Genomic DNA, 16,490 nt, shown 5'->3' with positions numbered 1-16,490 from the left:
CCGACGCTCACCACCACGGCTCTTTACCGCAGCAGCTCGGACTGGTTTGAGACCTGCTCCTGAAAGCCGATCCCGGAGGGCCGTCCCCCATCATTCACGCAGCTTTACGCTACGGTCCTAGAGCACGTCCTGTGATCGATGAATCGATTGTGATGTGACGGCTGCGTTTTGTGCTGATTCAACATCCACCTCGATGGAGGTGGATGATGGGAAGAGCATTGAGCGGGGATCTTCGGTCGCGGGTCTTGAAGGCTTCGGACGAGGGCATGTCGGCGCGGCAAGCGGCGGCGCGGTTCGGCGTGGGAGTGTCCAGCGCGATCCGCTGGATTGCGCGGGCGAAGATCGGCGAACTGGCGCCACGCCCGCAGGGCCGCCGCCGCGCCTCCAGCCTCGATGCGCATGAAGCCTTCATCGTCGGGCTGATCGAGGAGCGCAAGGACATCACGCTGAACGAGATGGTGGAGCGGCTCATCGCCGAGCATTCGGTGCGGATCAGCCGCAGCGCCTTGAGCGCCTGGCTTCGCGGCCACGGCTGGACATTCAAAAAAAGTCCGCGCACGCACTGGAGCAGGATCGCCCCGACGTCCTGAAGCGGCGCCGGGACTGGTTCGACGGCCAGCTCGATCTCGATCCGGCGAAGCTCGTGTTCATCGACGAGACCGGCCTCTCCACAAAGATGGCCCGCCTGCGTGGAAGAGCGCCGCGCGGCGAGCGCTGCCGGGCCGGCGTGCCGCATGGCCACTGGAAGACCACGACCTTCACCGGAGCGCTGCGGCTGACGGGCATGACAGCGCCCTTCGTCTACGACGGCGCTATGAACGGCAACGTATTCGTGGCCTATGTCGAGCAGGTGCTGGTCCCGACATTGTCGGAGGGCGACGTAGTCGTCATGGACAACCTGCCCGCCCACAAGGCCGCCGGCGTGCGCGACGCGATTGAGGCCGCAGGGGCGAGCCTGCTCTACCTGCCGCCCTACAGTCCCGACTTCAACCCGTGTATGGATGGCTCCTGCGGGTCAAGGGTTATCGGATCGGGTTTGGTGAACAGGTCGGTTGCGGCCATGTATACGGCGTCTGAATGTGCAACGGGATCGCTGCGCGCCCTGATGAATATCCGCTTGGAGAACAGGTCCCACTCAATCGAGCGCGCTCGAGGCGCTTCGGATTGATCGGGGTGTCCTGGTTCTTCGTCTCCGTTTGTTCGCCATCACCTCACTTTGCCCTGACCATTCCGAGAGCCTGTCAGGCTGACTGCGGCTCGTAACGCGATCCGTCCCTCAGGACGGCGAATATTGTTCGTGCCATGCGATGCGCCAAAGCGACGGCGACGATCTTCGTCTTCTTTCGCATCAGCATGCCCGATAGCCAGTCCGAGCTCGGTTCGCGCTTGAGTCTGCATCTGAGCATGATCTGCGCCATGGCGCCCAGATACAGCAAGCGTCGGATATAACGATTGCCCATCTTCGAGATCCGGCCCACCCTCTGCTTGCCTCCGGTGGAGTGCGGCTTGGGAGTGAGGCCGAGCCAGGCGGCATAGTCCCTTGCGCTGCCGAAATTGTCGACATCCGGCGTCGTCGCCGCGATGATCGTCGCCGACAGCATCCCCACACCTGGGATTGTGGCTAGACGCTGGCTTGTCTCGCTTTGCGCGTGGGTCTCTTTGATCTCTTCGGTCAGCCGTTCGATCCGCTCATTCGTCTCGGCCAGCTGTTCGAAGAGCAGGGTTATGGGCAACCGAGCCGCCTGCGGCAGCCGATCCAGTTGTTCACGCAAGCGACCGACATTCTGAGCGCCTTTCGCCGTTATGACACCGAACTCCGTCATGTGGGCTCGGATCGCATTGCCAATCTGCGTGCGCTGGCGAACCAGAAAGTCTCGTGTGCGGTGAAGAACCAGAACCGATGAGCAGGCCTCGCTCTTGATAGAAACAAACCGCATGGAGGGACGTGTCACCGCTTCGCAGATCGCGGCGGCGTCCGCGGCATCCGTCTTCCCGCGCTTCACGTAAGGCTCACATGAGGAGGATTGGATCAAGTATGGATTTTCAGGTCATCGTTTTCTCCTCTGATGTTTCGGATCCAAGGTCCGAACCCTTCATTGGAACGCGTGTCGCAGTCGACCTGCGCGCTCAAGCTCACATGCGGTCGCCGAAATAACGGCTGCACCAGAATTCCGCATCCTGCGGACAGGGCTCGGGAGGACGGGACCATTCTTAACTACGGCGTGCGAGGCCAAACCCTACGCCGGTTCGTCCCCCCGGATCCGCCGGAACTGATCGGGTCCCGGTGGAATTGGTTTCAGTTTTCCGGGTGGCGGTCAGACGGCCTTCATTCTGGCGCCCTCGATCACGACACCGCCGGTCACGTACTTCCACAGAGCGACAAGCAGTTTGCGCGCCAGAGCGACGATCGTGACTTTCCTGGTGCGTGGGCCGAACCGGCGGACCCTCTCGTGATACCAGCATGCAAGCGCCGAACCCGGCTGATGCCGCAGCCAGAGCCAGGCCATTTCCACGGCAATGGCGCGCAAACGGGGATTGCCCGCCTTCGAGACACCCTGTTCGTGGTTGATCGTGCCACTCTTCCAGGGCGTGGGCGCAAGACCGGCATAGGCCGCGACCTGGCGCCTGTTCGCGAAGTTCCGGAACAGGCCTTCGGACCACAAGGCGCCGGCAAAACCGGGGCCAATGCCCTTGAGCTCGAGCAACATCCGAACCGGCTCCAGGGCGGAACCGGCGGCCGGAGCCTCCTCCAAGAGCGCATCACGCTCCGCCTTCACGGCCTCGATCTGCCGGTTCAGCAGCTCGATGACTTCCAGCTCGCGCAGGGCCAGCGTCTTGAGATGTTTCGGAAGCGGCCGCCCGTCTCCGGTGCGCAGAGCCTCCAGGCGTTCTCGGCGGTCCTTGTTCCGAGGCTCGTACCCGCCGATCCCTTGCGCGAAGAACAGACCCTTCAACCGGTTTACATGACGGATACGCTCTCCGATCAGAGTCTTCAGTTCCCGGCAAAGGCGCCGACGATCCTCTTCTTCCGGTGTCGGTACGCAAACCATCGAACAGACCCGCGGTTCGCCCCTTTTCCACGCCATGAGTGTGCGAACAAGCGCCTCCCCGTCGATCCGATCTGTCTTGGCGCGGCGATGCCGGCGCGAAACCGCGATCGAAGCTGGGTCAACGACGTGGCTCTCGATCCCTTCCGCGACCAGAGCGCGGTGAATCCAGAACCCGTCCAGTCCGGCTTCCTGGATCACGATCACTGGGACAATCCGGCCGGTCCGGCGGTGGACATGGCGTTGCAGATCCGAAAACCGCTCCAGCAGCCCCGGCATATCCCCACCCCGCACCTGATACCTCGACAGCTTGGACCCCACGGGGGCCGCAAGGGTGGTCACCAGCCACGTCGAGCGGCTGAGCTCCAGAGAAACGAAAATCGCGCCGCACTCAACGGTCGCAATCGTATGTGCGGTGGTCATTCTGGCAGTCTGCATGGCAAAGGTCTCCATCGAGAAAGTGAGCGACCCAACTCTTCCAGAGCTAGGCGCGCGCGTCTCCTCCTCATGGAATCTTCACATAAGACGGCGGCATCAGTCGGACATCATGCCCCATCTCCTGAAGCTTGCGCCCCCAGTCGTGTGAACCCGCGCAGGCCTCCATGCCGATCAGGCACCGCGGCCGCTTTTGGAAAAACGCGAGCAACTGGCTTCGGCGAAGTTGGCAGCGCACGAGAACTCGGCCGCTCTCGTCGACACCATGGATCTGGAAAATGGTCTTTGCGAGGTCGATACCGACCGTGGCAAGTTCGGACATGGATGGCTCCTCTGCTAGGGGACGATGACATCCCGACTATGGCGCAATGCGACGCCGGGAGCAGGAGCCATCCACACCATCAATCGAGAACGCCTTCGCCAAGCTCAAGGCGTTGTTGCGAGCAAAGGCCGAGAGAACCATCAAGGCTCTGTGGGACGCCGTCGGTCCGCTTCTCGACCTCTATCGAGAACGCCTTCGCCAAGCTCAAGGCGTTGTTGCGAGCAAAGGCCGAGAGAACCATCAAGGCTCTGTGGGACGCCGTCGGTCCGCTTCTCGACCTCTTCACGCCAGCCGAATGCGCCAACTACTTTAAGGCCGCAGGATATGAACCGGATTAAACAGGACGTGCTCTAGTTCATGTTGAACTCCTTCCGCTGCTCTGCAGCACACTCTCATCGATGAACATGAGCTTCGCCGGATCGAGATCAAGCTGGCCGTCGAACCAGGCACGGCGCGTCAGGATGTCGAAGCGGTCCTGCTCCAGTGCATGTGCAGACTTTTTTTGAATGTCCACCCGTGGCCGCGAAGCCAGGCGCTCAAGGCGCTGCGGCTGATCCGCACCGACTGCTCGGCGACCAGCCGCTCCACCATCTAGCCCGTCTTATGCACGACGACCTGCGGCGCGGCAATCAACGTGAGAGCGCGTATTGCCTCACCCTGGAATGCTCCCGAACGATCTTTCCGTTGCCTCACCATAATGTTCCCCTGGGCTAGGATTCGATCAATGCGCGATCGGCTCGATTGCCGGCTCCACGTGCATTGGGCCGAACACCATCGCGTGTGCCTTTTCCTTCCGCCAGATCTTCAAGCGGCGCTGCAGCGTGCGCAGAAGTGGATCAGGATATTGCCCCGGCTGCTCCGCCTGCAGACGCACCAGTAATTCGCGGCTCGTCCGCCAGGGCTCTTCGTCGAACCACGCGCGCAACTGGCCTGTGACCTTGACGAGCGGATCCGGTCGGCGACGCCCTCGCTTTTGCCTCGGCCTGGCTCTTGCGGTTGGGCTGACTTCCCCCTCCTTCCAGGCCGTCCGCAGACCCGACAGGAACTGGTCCAGCGCCGGATCGCTCACCACCAGCGCTGGCGTGCAGGATTCATCGGCAATGTCGACGAGGCGCTGCTGCGCCGATCGCATCTCCTGCAGCAGCTTTACCGGGTCCAGCCTCGCCTGTGTTTGCGCAAGCCTGGCACGAACCGGTTCAGGCGTGCGTGGATCTGCCAGCAGTCGCTGGCACGGTGTTGCCGCGGGGTGATAGCGCTTGCGCACGCGGGCGCCGTCCCGTTCCTTTCCGGCCAGCTTGAAGGAGGGTTGGAAGAAGTTCACGAACAGCCGAACCGTCGAATAGAGCTGTGCAAGGGCAGCAGCGGCTTCAAGCCCCTCCAGCCGACGATACCCGACAATGCGTCGCACCACGGCGCCGTTCTTCTGTTCGACGAAGGCCTGGTCATTTTTGCGGTAAGGACGGCAGCGGGTGAACTCGATGCCGGCATCCAGACAGTAGTCGCGTATCGTCTCGTTCAGGAACACGCTGTCATTGTCCGTGTCGAATCCGAGAAGCTGAAATGGCAGGAGCCGCCGCAATTCTGTCAGCACTTCGCTCAACAGCTTCTGTTCACGCACCAGCAAGGGCGCGCATTCCGTCCATCCGCTCGCGATGTCGGTAAGACAAAGCGTTTGTATGAAGCTTCCCCGCGTCGTCGGTCCACTGTGCGCCACCAGGTCGGCCTCGACGAAGCCAGGCGGAGGATCCTGCCAGTCGGAGAAGGTTCGGATCGGAACGCTGCGCCGGAGCGCGGTGGGCGCTGTGCTGCGACGACGTCTCGGCCCACCAGCGATGTCTCGAACCTCGCGAATAGCGCGATCGATCGTGGCCGCGCTCATCGCTAATAACCGGGTGCGGATCTCTGCTGTTAGATGAAGATGCCCATGACGCTCCATCGCCTCCACCAGAATCGGAATCAAGGTCTTCAGACGCTTGCCGCAGATACGGTCCGAAGCCTCCCAGAGCACGATCAACGCTTCACGCACCGCGTCGTCATAAAGCCGGCGCTCCGGTCGCGGGCCCGAACGCTGCGCCTGTGGGCCATTCCGCAGCAACCGCATGGCATGCTTGCGGTGAACACCGCTTACCGCCGCGAATTCATCGAGAATGCGCGACTTCTCTGCCCGATCGCCTCGGGCGTAGCGCTCCGCTACCACCTTCACCAGCTCATCCCGCGTCGCCATGCTTATCCGCCTCATCTGATTTGCTCCCGCCCCAAAACTGCGGGGAGCAAATCAGATGAGGCAACGGCCCAACATCCGGGAGCAGTTCAGGCGATGCAATGCGGCTTCTCTCCCAGATTGTCGCGCTATAACGACCCGTCTGAGAGGTTGGCGGATGTAGCCTAAGCGATTGATTTGGCGTAGGATTCGGTTGTCTAAGCCAGTCCTGCCACCACGTCTCGCGAGCCACACCCGCCATGACCGACGATACGTTGCTGCCGCTCTCATTTCCAGCCGTTGGGCGCAAGAAGATCACAGCTGCGTTTGACGGCGGACGCATCGCCTCGGATGGTGGCGTCATGCTTTTGGCCGCGGCCGAGCGACGCCTGCAACTGGCCGACAGGCTGGCGGCTGCGATCCACGATCCGCGCGACCCACAGCGGGTGACGCACGCCATGGCCGACATTCTGCGCGCCCGCATCTTTGCGATCGCATGCGGCTACGAGGATGCCAACGATCTCGATCGGCTGCGCACCGATCCGGCCTTCAAGCTCGCCTGCGGGCGGCTGCCCGACAGCGGGATTGATCTGTGCTCGCAGCCGACCTGCTCGCGCCTGGAGAACCTGCCAGACCTGCGCACCGTCATCCGGCTCGGCTGGGTGCTGGTCGATCTGTGGCTGTCGAGCTATGCCGCGCCGCCCAAAAGCGTGACGCTCGACATCGACGACACTGTGGATGTCGTTCACGGCCATCAGCAGCTCTCGCTCTTCAACGCCCATTACGACGAGCGCTGCTTCCTGCCGATCCACATCTATGACGCCGCGACCGGACGTCCGGTCGCCATGATCCTGCGTCCTGGCAAGACCCCGACGGGCAAGGAGATCCGCAGCCATCTGCGCCGGCTTGTCAGGCGCATCCGCGCCCGCTGGCCGGCCACCCGCCCTGGTCCGCGGCGACGGCCACTATGGCCGGGCGGAGGTCATGGCCTGGTGCGAGAACAATGCGCTCGACTACCTCTTCGGATTGCCCGGCAACAAGGTTCTCCAGCGTCTCGTTGATGAAGCCGCCGACGATATCCGCACCCGCCGCGCGCTCGAGCAAAAGCCGGTGCTGCGCGGCTATGCCGAGACCCGATACAAGGCGAAATCCTGGAAGACGCAACGTCGCGTCTGCGCCCGCATCGAGGCAACCACCCGCGGCCTCGACATCCGCTTCGTCGTCACCAATCTCGACAAAGCCTCCGCCGAGCATGTCTACGACGTGATCTACTGCGCCCGCGGCCAGGCCGAAAACCTGATCAAGATGCACAAGAGCCAGCTTGCCTCCGACCGCACCAGCTGCCGCTCACCGATTGCCAACCAGGTGCGCCTCGTCCTGCACACCGCCGCATACTGGCTGATGCTCACCCTGCGCGAGGCGGTGCCCACAACCGATCATCTCAGCAGCGCCGAGTTCGCCACGCTGCGGCTCAGGCTCCTCAAGCTCGGCGCCCGCGTCATCGAAACCGTCTCGCGCATCCGCCTGGCCTTCGCCGCCGCCTGTCCCGAGGCCAGCCTGTTCCGACAAATCGCTCTCACGCTGCAGCCCGCAGGACCATGAGCGCCGGGGCATCAAAGCCCCGCCGAACCGACACCTTGACCCTCCAGCGCGTTCCAAAGTCCAGTCTCAGCTGCGGTGAAAAAGACGCCTCACACCTGCATGACCGAACGCTCAACGGCGCTCGAACCACAAGGCTCATGAATAGGACGGGTTAGCCCCATCGCCCGATGAGCTTGCGTCGAATGGCCGGCGCCAATATCTGGCATTGGCCACCGGCTGGTCAGTAAGAGCCGCGCGACATCCACACGGCCGGGACGGTATTGATGATGATGCGAACGTCCTCGAACAGCGACCAGTTCTCAACATAGTGGCGGTCGAAGGCGACGCGGCTGTCATAGGACACATCGTTGCGGCCGCTGACTTGCCACAGGCCGGTCAGGCCCGGGCGGGATTTCAGGTAATACACTGCGGAGGTGCCATAGATCTCGAGTTCGTCGCGCACGACCGGCCGAGGTCCGACAAGGCTCATGTCGCCCTGCAGGATATTGAAGATCTGTGGCAGCTCATCGAGGCTGAGTTTCCTCAGGACTGCTCCGACCCGGGTGACGCGCGGATCGTTCTTCAGCTTGCGGGTTGCTGCCCATTCCGCGTTGGCGTCCGGGTTGGTGGCGAGATAGGCTGCCAGAACCTTGTCGCCATCGGGAACCATGGTGCGGAACTTCAGGCAAGGAAAAACCCGTCCGCCGTACCCGATTCGCCTGTGACCGTAGAAAATCGAGCCGCCGTCGGAAAATTTGACGAGCAGAGCGATCACGACAAACAGCGGGCTGAGCGCGATCAAGCCAATCAGTGAACCGGTGATATCGAAGCTGCGTTTGAGCAAGCCGCCGATCGGCGGCGGGAAATCGATGTCAGCCTGCGAAAAGCCCGCGGTGGCCCACTTGGCAACGTCCCTCATGACGCCTCCAGAGCCCTCACGGCGATCCAAGCCTGCCACCGGAGCCCTGGCACCTTCAGTAGCACATTGTCGGCTTGCTTGCCGATGGCCCGCACCGTACGGCCCAGAACGCTCCTGCGGAACGGGATCGATGCAAGCGTGGAAAGCCCGAAGAATTGCAGGTCGCATTTGGAAAAATGCTTGCGAACGATGTCGAAGTCGCTCTTCAAAAGCGGGTGCTCGTCGATCGTCCGGGCCTCGGGCGTCCAGTTGCGGTACATATTGATCAGCGGATTGTGGCCGAGCGATTCGAAGAAGATCGCGTTGCCGCTGGGTCGCGTCACCCTGTGGATCTCGCGAAGTGCGTTGTCGAGGATGAGGTGATGAAGAATGCCGGCGCCGAACACGAACACGAACGTCGCCGAGGGCAGGCTCATCTCTTCCGCATTGTCGATCCGGAACGCGACATTATTGATCCTGCGGCGCGCCGCCTCGTTCTTCGCCTTCTGGATGGCAACGTCGGAGATGTCGATGCCGGTTATCTTCTTGGCGAAGGGCGCTAGGCGAATGCTGTTCTCGCCGTCCGCGCAGCCATATTCGAGCGCAGTCTTTCCCGGCGCTGTTTCTCTCAGCAGCTGCCAGTAGGCATCCGTTGCAGGCTGGGCCGCGAAGTAGAACGAATCCTGCCTGCGTTCTTCCACAGCGCCGAAGCGCTTGTTGTGGAAGTCGCGTTCACGTTCGGGACGTTCTTGATACGCCATGGGCTGGTTCTCCGCAATTTGAACCATCTCCACTGGACTTGGGCATCGCCCCCAATATGGAGGTCAGACCGGCCTGACGCCCAGGTATTTTCAGCGCTTGAGCTATCAGGCGGCCTTGAGGTCCCAAAGTGTCTTCTCGAAGATCTCCTTGACCGGTTTGGAGATATCGGTCACCGCCTTGGTAGTGAGCGCTTGAAAATCCTTAGCCTGCTCGAGCCCCATTTCGACGCGCTTGCGTAGAAATGTGGTCTGCAGCTCAATTACCTCGGACAGCGAGTTCGCGCCGGCTAGAGCTTGAAGATGCGAAAAGTCGGCGTCGACATTGGCGCGCAGCGCGGCGATCGTCGCCAGCGACACCTCGTTGCCGACTGACCTAGCGGTTTCAAAGGTCGACTTAAGCACTTTCTTAGCCTCATCGGCGCCGAGCTGGAATTTGGCAAGCGCTTCTTTCGATTGCTCGACGCCCTTTTCGGCGGCCGCGCGAAACTGATCGGTGGCCTTGCTGGGGTCGAATGGCTGGAATTCGTCGGTTTCAGCGGTTTGGCCAGACTTGTCTGTGATCTTGGACATTTCCGGATCCTTTTGGTTGGTGGTGGTTTGTTACCTGCACACAATGAACATGCATATGCCGTGCCAAAAGGGGAAATCGTTTCGGAACAACACGATGTCTCGAATGCAGCTGTGTCGTATGTCCGACATCACGCTCGGGGCACGCGTGATTGTTGCGGCAATCGAAGCGCATGTTGGAGCTGTTCACCCGGAGGCCAAAAGGGATCACGCTTCCGGAGCTGGCGGTGGTCACAAGGATCGTCGCTGAAGATGATGCCGCAAGTTTGTCCGCCATTCTGCACGACGACTACTACACCGCCATCGCCGTAGCGCGGCGCGTTGCATCGGCGTCCAGACATCAATCCAGGCGTCGTTCCCTGCGATCTGCTGGCCCGCCTTGATTGCTTCCAGGTCTCCCGCTCGACGATTCCTTTGTCGAATAGCAGGAATCCTTCGCAACGTGAGCAGAGCATGCCGTAAGACACGAATCGACCCGCGTAGATGTCAACCGTCGTGACCTTCAAGCCGTCCTGTTCGAAGACATCGATTCCGAGTGCCCGAGCCTGTTCCGTCGTCAACAGAAGGAAATCATTCGGCCCAGCGATCGTGAAGAACCGTATCGCTTCGATGCGCAGGCCGAGATGGGGCAATATGATCCAATCTCGGCCTTGGCCACTCCGGATTCCTTGTACTCGCCGTTTTCCTCCCGGTGGGCGGCATGGAAGCCGATCTTTGAAGAAGCGGACATATATCGCCGCGCGCCCGCAACCCAGATCAGGCCGCAGGCGGAAAACACCCGCTATCTGGCAGCACCATAGTCGCATAATTGCGGAATTATGGAGCAAATTCCGCAAGAATCCGATGATGTGTGGTGCACCTTCCGAAGCTCGTTTTCCGGCATCGTAAACTTAAAGAGCGCGAGGCGGTCGTAGCCCGCTTGCCCCACGGCGGTTCAAGCCCGCGCGATTTTTGCCCACAGGTTCATTGCCTCTGAACGCAGTTCGCGATGATGGCTGGAGGAGATTTCGTGGCGTTAGCCCCATCGCCCGATGAGCTTGCGTCGAATGGCCGGCGCCAATATCTGGCATTGGCCACCGGCTGGTCAGTAAGAGCCGCGCGACATCCACACGGCCGGGACGGTATTGATGATGATGCGAACGTCCTCGAACAGCGACCAGTTCTCAACATAGTGGCGGTCGAAGGCGACGCGGCTGTCATAGGACACATCGTTGCGGCCGCTGACTTGCCACAGGCCGGTCAGGCCCGGGCGGGATTTCAGGTAATACACTGCGGAGGTGCCATAGATCTCGAGTTCGTCGCGCACGACCGGCCGAGGTCCGACAAGGCTCATGTCGCCCTGCAGGATATTGAAGATCTGTGGCAGCTCATCGAGGCTGAGTTTCCTCAGGACTGCTCCGACCCGGGTGACGCGCGGATCGTTCTTCAGCTTGCGGGTTGCTGCCCATTCCGCGTTGGCGTCCGGGTTGGTGGCGAGATAGGCTGCCAGAACCTTGTCGCCATCGGGAACCATGGTGCGGAACTTCAGGCAAGGAAAAACCCGTCCGCCGTACCCGATTCGCCTGTGACCGTAGAAAATCGAGCCGCCGTCGGAAAATTTGACGAGCAGAGCGATCACGACAAACAGCGGGCTGAGCGCGATCAAGCCAATCAGTGAACCGGTGATATCGAAGCTGCGTTTGAGCAAGCCGCCGATCGGCGGCGGGAAATCGATGTCAGCCTGCGAAAAGCCCGCGGTGGCCCACTTGGCAACGTCCCTCATGACGCCTCCAGAGCCCTCACGGCGATCCAAGCCTGCCACCGGAGCCCTGGCACCTTCAGTAGCACATTGTCGGCTTGCTTGCCGATGGCCCGCACCGTACGGCCCAGAACGCTCCTGCGGAACGGGATCGATGCAAGCGTGGAAAGCCCGAAGAATTGCAGGTCGCATTTGGAAAAATGCTTGCGAACGATGTCGAAGTCGCTCTTCAAAAGCGGGTGCTCGTCGATCGTCCGGGCCTCGGGCGTCCAGTTGCGGTACATATTGATCAGCGGATTGTGGCCGAGCGATTCGAAGAAGATCGCGTTGCCGCTGGGTCGCGTCACCCTGTGGATCTCGCGAAGTGCGTTGTCGAGGATGAGGTGATGAAGAATGCCGGCGCCGAACACGAACACGAACGTCGCCGAGGGCAGGCTCATCTCTTCCGCATTGTCGATCCGGAACGCGACATTATTGATCCTGCGGCGCGCCGCCTCGTTCTTCGCCTTCTGGATGGCAACGTCGGAGATGTCGATGCCGGTTATCTTCTTGGCGAAGGGCGCTAGGCGAATGCTGTTCTCGCCGTCCGCGCAGCCATATTCGAGCGCAGTCTTTCCCGGCGCTGTTTCTCTCAGCAGCTGCCAGTAGGCATCCGTTGCAGGCTGGGCCGCGAAGTAGAACGAATCCTGCCTGCGTTCTTCCACAGCGCCGAAGCGCTTGTTGTGGAAGTCGCGTTCACGTTCGGGACGTTCTTGATACGCCATGGGCTGGTTCTCCGCAATTTGAACCATCTCCACTGGACTTGGGCATCGCCCCCAATATGGAGGTCAGACCGGCCTGACGCCCAGGTATTTTCAGCGCTTGAGCTATCAGGCGGCCTTGAGGTCCCAAAGTGTCTTCTCGAAGATCTCCTTGACCGGTTTGGAGATATCGGTCACCGCCTTGGTAGTGAGCGCTTGAAAATCCTTAGCCTGCTCGAGCCCCATTTCGACGCGCTTGCGTAGAAATGTGGTCTGCAGCTCAATTACCTCGGACAGCGAGTTCGCGCCGGCTAGAGCTTGAAGATGCGAAAAGTCGGCGTCGACATTGGCGCGCAGCGCGGCGATCGTCGCCAGCGACACCTCGTTGCCGACTGACCTAGCGGTTTCAAAGGTCGACTTAAGCACTTTCTTAGCCTCATCGGCGCCGAGCTGGAATTTGGCAAGCGCTTCTTTCGATTGCTCGACGCCCTTTTCGGCGGCCGCGCGAAACTGATCGGTGGCCTTGCTGGGGTCGAATGGCTGGAATTCGTCGGTTTCAGCGGTTTGGCCAGACTTGTCTGTGATCTTGGACATTTCCGGATCCTTTTGGTTGGTGGTGGTTTGTTACCTGCACACAATGAACATGCATATGCCGTGCCAAAAGGGGAAATCGTTTCGGAACAACACGATGTCTCGAATGCAGCTGTGTCGTATGTCCGACATCACGCTCGGGGCACGCGTGATTGTTGCGGCAATCGAAGCGCATGTTGGAGCTGTTCACCCGGAGGCCAAAAGGGATCACGCTTCCGGAGCTGGCGGTGGTCACAAGGATCGTCGCTGAAGATGATGCCGCAAGTTTGTCCGCCATTCTGCACGACGACTACTACACCGCCATCGCCGTAGCGCGGCGCGTTGCATCGGCGTCCAGACATCAATCCAGGCGTCGTTCCCTGCGATCTGCTGGCCCGCCTTGATTGCTTCCAGGTCTCCCGCTCGACGATTCCTTTGTCGAATAGCAGGAATCCTTCGCAACGTGAGCAGAGCATGCCGTAAGACACGAATCGACCCGCGTAGATGTCAACCGTCGTGACCTTCAAGCCGTCCTGTTCGAAGACATCGATTCCGAGTGCCCGAGCCTGTTCCGTCGTCAACAGAAGGAAATCATTCGGCCCAGCGATCGTGAAGAACCGTATCGCTTCGATGCGCAGGCCGAGATGGGGCAATATGATCCAATCTCGGCCTTGGCCACTCCGGATTCCTTGTACTCGCCGTTTTCCTCCCGGTGGGCGGCATGGAAGCCGATCTTTGAAGAAGCGGACATATATCGCCGCGCGCCCGCAACCCAGATCAGGCCGCAGGCGGAAAACACCCGCTATCTGGCAGCACCATAGTCGCATAATTGCGGAATTATGGAGCAAATTCCGCAAGAATCCGATGATGTGTGGTGCACCTTCCGAAGCTCGTTTTCCGGCATCGTAAACTTAAAGAGCGCGAGGCGGTCGTAGCCCGCTTGCCCCACGGCGGTTCAAGCCCGCGCGATTTTTGCCCACAGGTTCATTGCCTCTGAACGCAGTTCGCGATGATGGCTGGAGGAGATTTCGTGGCGGGGGATGTGAAACAGGTTGGCAATCGGATCATGAATTGAGACGAAGCGCTGCAAATGGCGTTGTGACTTGTAGCGTTTCATGATCCGTTCCCGTCGCCGGACTGGCTGATGGGAATTCTCCGCCCGATTGTTCAAGCCTTTATGCGAACGGTGTTCGACCCCCGGCATGATCTCTCGCTTTGCAGCGTCGTAAGACCGAAGCTTGTCGGTGATCATCACGCGCGGCGCGCGGCCTTGGCCCTTCAACAGCTTGCGCATCAGACGCTTGGCCGCCTTGGCATTGCGACGACTTTGCACCAGAACCTCCAGGACGAAACCGTCCTGATCGACGGCGCGCCAGAGCCAGTGCTTCTTGCCGCGGATCGAAACGACGGCCTCGTCGAGATGCCACTTGTCACCCAGCCGACCCGCTGAGCGGCGGCGGATCTCGCTGGCAAAGGTCCGCCCGAATTTCTCTGCCCAAAGCCGGACTGTCTGATGCGAGACAATAATCCCTCGTGCCGCCAGCAAGTCCTCGACCATTCGCAAACTGAGAGGAAAACGGAAATAGAGCCAGACAGCATGGGCGATGATCTCGGCGGGAAAGCGGTGGCGGCGGTAGAGTGGGTCACGCTCTGTCATAGCCCGTCATCGCACATCGGTATCCAAGCTTCGTTAAGTTGACGATGCCCTTCAACCCGTGTATGGATGGCTCCTGCGGGTCAAGGGTTATCGGATCGGGTTTGGTGAACAGGTCGGTTGCGGCCATGTATACGGCGTCTGAATGTGCAACGGGATCGCTGCGCGCCCTGATGAATATCCGCTTGGAGAACAGGTCCCACTCAATCGAGCGCGCTCGAGGCGCTTCGGATTGATCGGGGTGTCCTGGTTCTTCGTCTCCGTTTGTTCGCCATCACCTCACTTTGCCCTGACCATTCCGAGAGCCTGTCAGGCTGACTGCGGCTCGTAACGCGATCCGTCCCTCAGGACGGCGAATATTGTTCGTGCCATGCGATGCGCCAAAGCGACGGCGACGATCTTCGTCTTCTTTCGCATCAGCATGCCCGATAGCCAGTCCGAGCTCGGTTCGCGCTTGAGTCTGCATCTGAGCATGATCTGCGCCATGGCGCCCAGATACAGCAAGCGTCGGATATAACGATTGCCCATCTTCGAGATCCGGCCCACCCTCTGCTTGCCTCCGGTGGAGTGCGGCTTGGGAGTGAGGCCGAGCCAGGCGGCATAGTCCCTTGCGCTGCCGAAATTGTCGACATCCGGCGTCGTCGCCGCGATGATCGTCGCCGACAGCATCCCCACACCTGGGATTGTGGCTAGACGCTGGCTTGTCTCGCTTTGCGCGTGGGTCTCTTTGATCTCTTCGGTCAGCCGTTCGATCCGCTCATTCGTCTCGGCCAGCTGTTCGAAGAGCAGGGTTATGGGCAACCGAGCCGCCTGCGGCAGCCGATCCAGTTGTTCACGCAAGCGACCGACATTCTGAGCGCCTTTCGCCGTTATGACACCGAACTCCGTCATGTGGGCTCGGATCGCATTGCCAATCTGCGTGCGCTGGCGAACCAGAAAGTCTCGTGTGCGGTGAAGAACCAGAACCGATGAGCAGGCCTCGCTCTTGATAGAAACAAACCGCATGGAGGGACGTGTCACCGCTTCGCAGATCGCGGCGGCGTCCGCGGCATCCGTCTTCCCGCGCTTCACGTAAGGCTCACGCTACCACCTGGCATCGCCGAGATCGCCTTTCACAACAAGGCGGTCGTCTATGCATTGCTGATGCGGATCGCAGCCCAGACGCTGCAGGCCGTTGCCGCCGACCCCAAGCGGCTGGGCGCCGAGATCGGCATCGTCGCCGTGCTTCACACCTGGGGCCAGGCCATGACCCATCATCCCCATGTCCATTGCGTCGTGCCCGGCGGCGGTCTCTCGCCCGGCAGGTCAAGATGGGTCGCTTGCCGGCCGGGCTTCTTTCTGCCCGTGCGCGTGCTGTCGCGCCTGTTTCGGCGGCTGTTTCTGACTGCCCTTGCCGACGTCTTCGCTCACGGTGAACTCCGCTTCTCCAACGAACTCAGCCATCTCAACGACGACGAGGCGTTCACCCGCCATCTCGCGCGTGCTCGCCGCGTCGAATGGGTTGTTTATTCGAAGCCACCGTTCGGCGGCCCTGACCAGGTGCTCGCCTATCTCGGCCGTTACACCCATCGTGTTGCCATCGCCAACAGCCGCATCGTCGAGGTCGATGACGGCCATGTTGCCTTCAGATGGAAGGATTACCGTGGCAATGGTCGGGACCGCGAGAAGATCATGCGCCTTGACCCGCGCGAGTTCATCCGGCGCTTTCTTCTTCACGTGCTTCCCGCCGGCTTCCACCGCATGCGTCACTTCGGCTTTCTCGCCAATAGCCACCGACGGGATCGGATCGGTCTCTGCAGGCAGCTCCTCGACCAGCCATCACCAGCAGGCGGGCAGCAGCAGGCCGGCAAATCACAGCACAGGCAGTCCTACGAATGCCCTGACTGCCGGCGTCCCATGCACAGGACAGGGATCACTGTTGCGCCTGTTTCGCCGCCCCGGCCATCATCTTTCTGGTGCGATACATCATGAACTCCG

The 16,490-nt window shown here is 60.9% G+C and carries 13 protein-coding genes and 7 pseudogenes; 4 read left to right on the top strand and 16 right to left on the bottom strand.

What is annotated here, in order from left to right:
* Positions 1-206: 206 nt before the first annotated feature.
* Positions 207-1,168 (top strand): IS630 family transposase gene (locus tag Amn_RS31930; protein ID WP_502874785.1). Its coding sequence is split into 2 segments (ribosomal slippage): positions 207-540 and positions 540-1,168, totalling 963 coding nucleotides; the frame shifts between segments, so codons are not numbered across the junction.
* Between the two features lie 73 nt (positions 1,169-1,241).
* Here Amn_RS31930 and Amn_RS31925 read toward each other — a convergent pair.
* The 4 genes and pseudogenes from Amn_RS31925 to Amn_RS32785 all read right to left on the bottom strand — a co-directional run.
* Positions 1,242-2,015: pseudogene (locus tag Amn_RS31925) on the bottom strand (IS110 family RNA-guided transposase); the annotation flags it as partial.
* A gap of 300 nt (positions 2,016-2,315) precedes the next feature.
* On the bottom strand, positions 2,316-3,470 hold the full coding sequence (locus tag Amn_RS31920) for an IS110 family RNA-guided transposase (RefSeq protein WP_202353872.1): 1,155 nt from the start codon (positions 3,468-3,470) through the stop codon (positions 2,316-2,318).
* Positions 3,471-3,561: 91 nt separating this feature from the next.
* Positions 3,562-3,804, bottom strand: a pseudogene (locus Amn_RS31915) (IS110 family transposase); the annotation flags it as partial.
* A gap of 79 nt (positions 3,805-3,883) precedes the next feature.
* A complete protein-coding gene (locus Amn_RS32785; RefSeq protein WP_502874787.1) occupies positions 3,884-4,045 on the bottom strand; it encodes a hypothetical protein in 162 nt (53 codons plus the stop codon).
* Between Amn_RS32785 and Amn_RS31905 the strand changes: the two are divergent.
* Positions 3,987-4,142: pseudogene (locus Amn_RS31905) on the top strand (IS630 family transposase); the annotation flags it as partial. The gene Amn_RS32785 and the pseudogene Amn_RS31905 sit on opposite strands and share 59 nt — an antisense overlap.
* Positions 4,143-4,180: 38 nt before the next feature.
* On the opposite strand, the pseudogene Amn_RS31900 reads toward Amn_RS31905, so the two are convergent.
* Positions 4,181-4,395, bottom strand: a pseudogene (locus Amn_RS31900) (IS630 family transposase); the annotation flags it as partial.
* Positions 4,396-4,525: 130 nt separating this feature from the next.
* Positions 4,526-6,043 carry a transposase gene (locus Amn_RS31895; RefSeq protein WP_286299711.1) on the bottom strand — a complete coding sequence of 506 codons (1,518 nt, stop codon included), beginning with the start codon at positions 6,041-6,043 and terminating at the stop codon, positions 4,526-4,528.
* Positions 6,044-6,264: 221 nt separating this feature from the next.
* Between Amn_RS31895 and Amn_RS31890 the strand changes: the two are divergent.
* Positions 6,265-7,606, top strand: a pseudogene (locus tag Amn_RS31890) (IS1380 family transposase).
* 220 nt (positions 7,607-7,826) lie between these two features.
* Here the strand turns inward: Amn_RS31890 and Amn_RS31885 are convergent.
* From Amn_RS31885 to Amn_RS31840, 10 genes and pseudogenes are all read right to left on the bottom strand, one after another.
* Positions 7,827-8,504, bottom strand: a complete 678-nt coding sequence (locus tag Amn_RS31885) for a sugar transferase (RefSeq protein WP_199202516.1) — start codon at positions 8,502-8,504, stop codon at positions 7,827-7,829.
* Complete coding sequence (locus tag Amn_RS31880) at positions 8,501-9,244, bottom strand: class I SAM-dependent methyltransferase (RefSeq protein WP_202367958.1); 744 nt, start codon at positions 9,242-9,244, stop codon at positions 8,501-8,503. Before Amn_RS31880 ends, Amn_RS31885 begins: the two co-directional genes overlap by 4 nt.
* A 105-nt stretch (positions 9,245-9,349) precedes the next feature.
* A complete protein-coding gene (locus Amn_RS31875) occupies positions 9,350-9,814 on the bottom strand; it encodes a phasin (RefSeq protein ID WP_199202503.1) in 465 nt (154 codons plus the stop codon).
* A 128-nt stretch (positions 9,815-9,942) separates the two neighbouring features.
* Entirely contained in the window at positions 9,943-10,443 is a 501-nt protein-coding gene (locus Amn_RS31870) for a hypothetical protein (RefSeq protein ID WP_199202518.1), read from the bottom strand.
* Between the two features lie 452 nt (positions 10,444-10,895).
* Entirely contained in the window at positions 10,896-11,573 is a 678-nt protein-coding gene (locus Amn_RS31865) for a sugar transferase (RefSeq protein ID WP_199202516.1), read from the bottom strand.
* The gene (locus tag Amn_RS31860) at positions 11,570-12,313 is read right to left on the bottom strand and encodes a class I SAM-dependent methyltransferase (protein WP_202367958.1); all 744 of its coding nucleotides are present in this window, start codon (positions 12,311-12,313) and stop codon (positions 11,570-11,572) included. The genes Amn_RS31865 and Amn_RS31860 overlap by 4 nt, the downstream gene beginning before the upstream one ends.
* A 105-nt stretch (positions 12,314-12,418) precedes the next feature.
* Entirely contained in the window at positions 12,419-12,883 is a 465-nt protein-coding gene (locus tag Amn_RS31855; protein WP_199202503.1) for a phasin, read from the bottom strand.
* Positions 12,884-13,011: 128 nt separating this feature from the next.
* Positions 13,012-13,512 (bottom strand): hypothetical protein, encoded by a 501-nt coding sequence (locus Amn_RS31850; RefSeq protein ID WP_199202518.1) that lies wholly within the window; start codon positions 13,510-13,512, stop codon positions 13,012-13,014.
* A 302-nt stretch (positions 13,513-13,814) separates the two neighbouring features.
* Positions 13,815-14,516 carry an IS6 family transposase gene (locus Amn_RS31845; protein WP_199202433.1) on the bottom strand — a complete coding sequence of 234 codons (702 nt, stop codon included), beginning with the start codon at positions 14,514-14,516 and terminating at the stop codon, positions 13,815-13,817.
* A 306-nt stretch (positions 14,517-14,822) separates the two neighbouring features.
* Positions 14,823-15,593, bottom strand: a pseudogene (locus tag Amn_RS31840) (IS110 family RNA-guided transposase); the annotation flags it as partial.
* Between Amn_RS31840 and Amn_RS31835 the strand changes: the two are divergent.
* A pseudogene (locus tag Amn_RS31835) lies at positions 15,582-16,484 on the top strand (IS91 family transposase); the annotation flags it as partial. The pseudogenes Amn_RS31840 and Amn_RS31835 overlap by 12 nt on opposite strands.
* Positions 16,485-16,490: the final 6 nt, after the last annotated feature.

Origin of the sequence: Aminobacter sp. Y103A (assembly GCF_030294925.1) — a bacterium.
GTDB classification, from domain to species: Bacteria; Pseudomonadota; Alphaproteobacteria; order Rhizobiales; family Rhizobiaceae; genus Aminobacter; species Aminobacter ciceronei.
The sequence above is the reverse complement of the archived record's forward strand: the minus strand, read 5'-3'. Positions and strand labels throughout refer to the sequence as shown.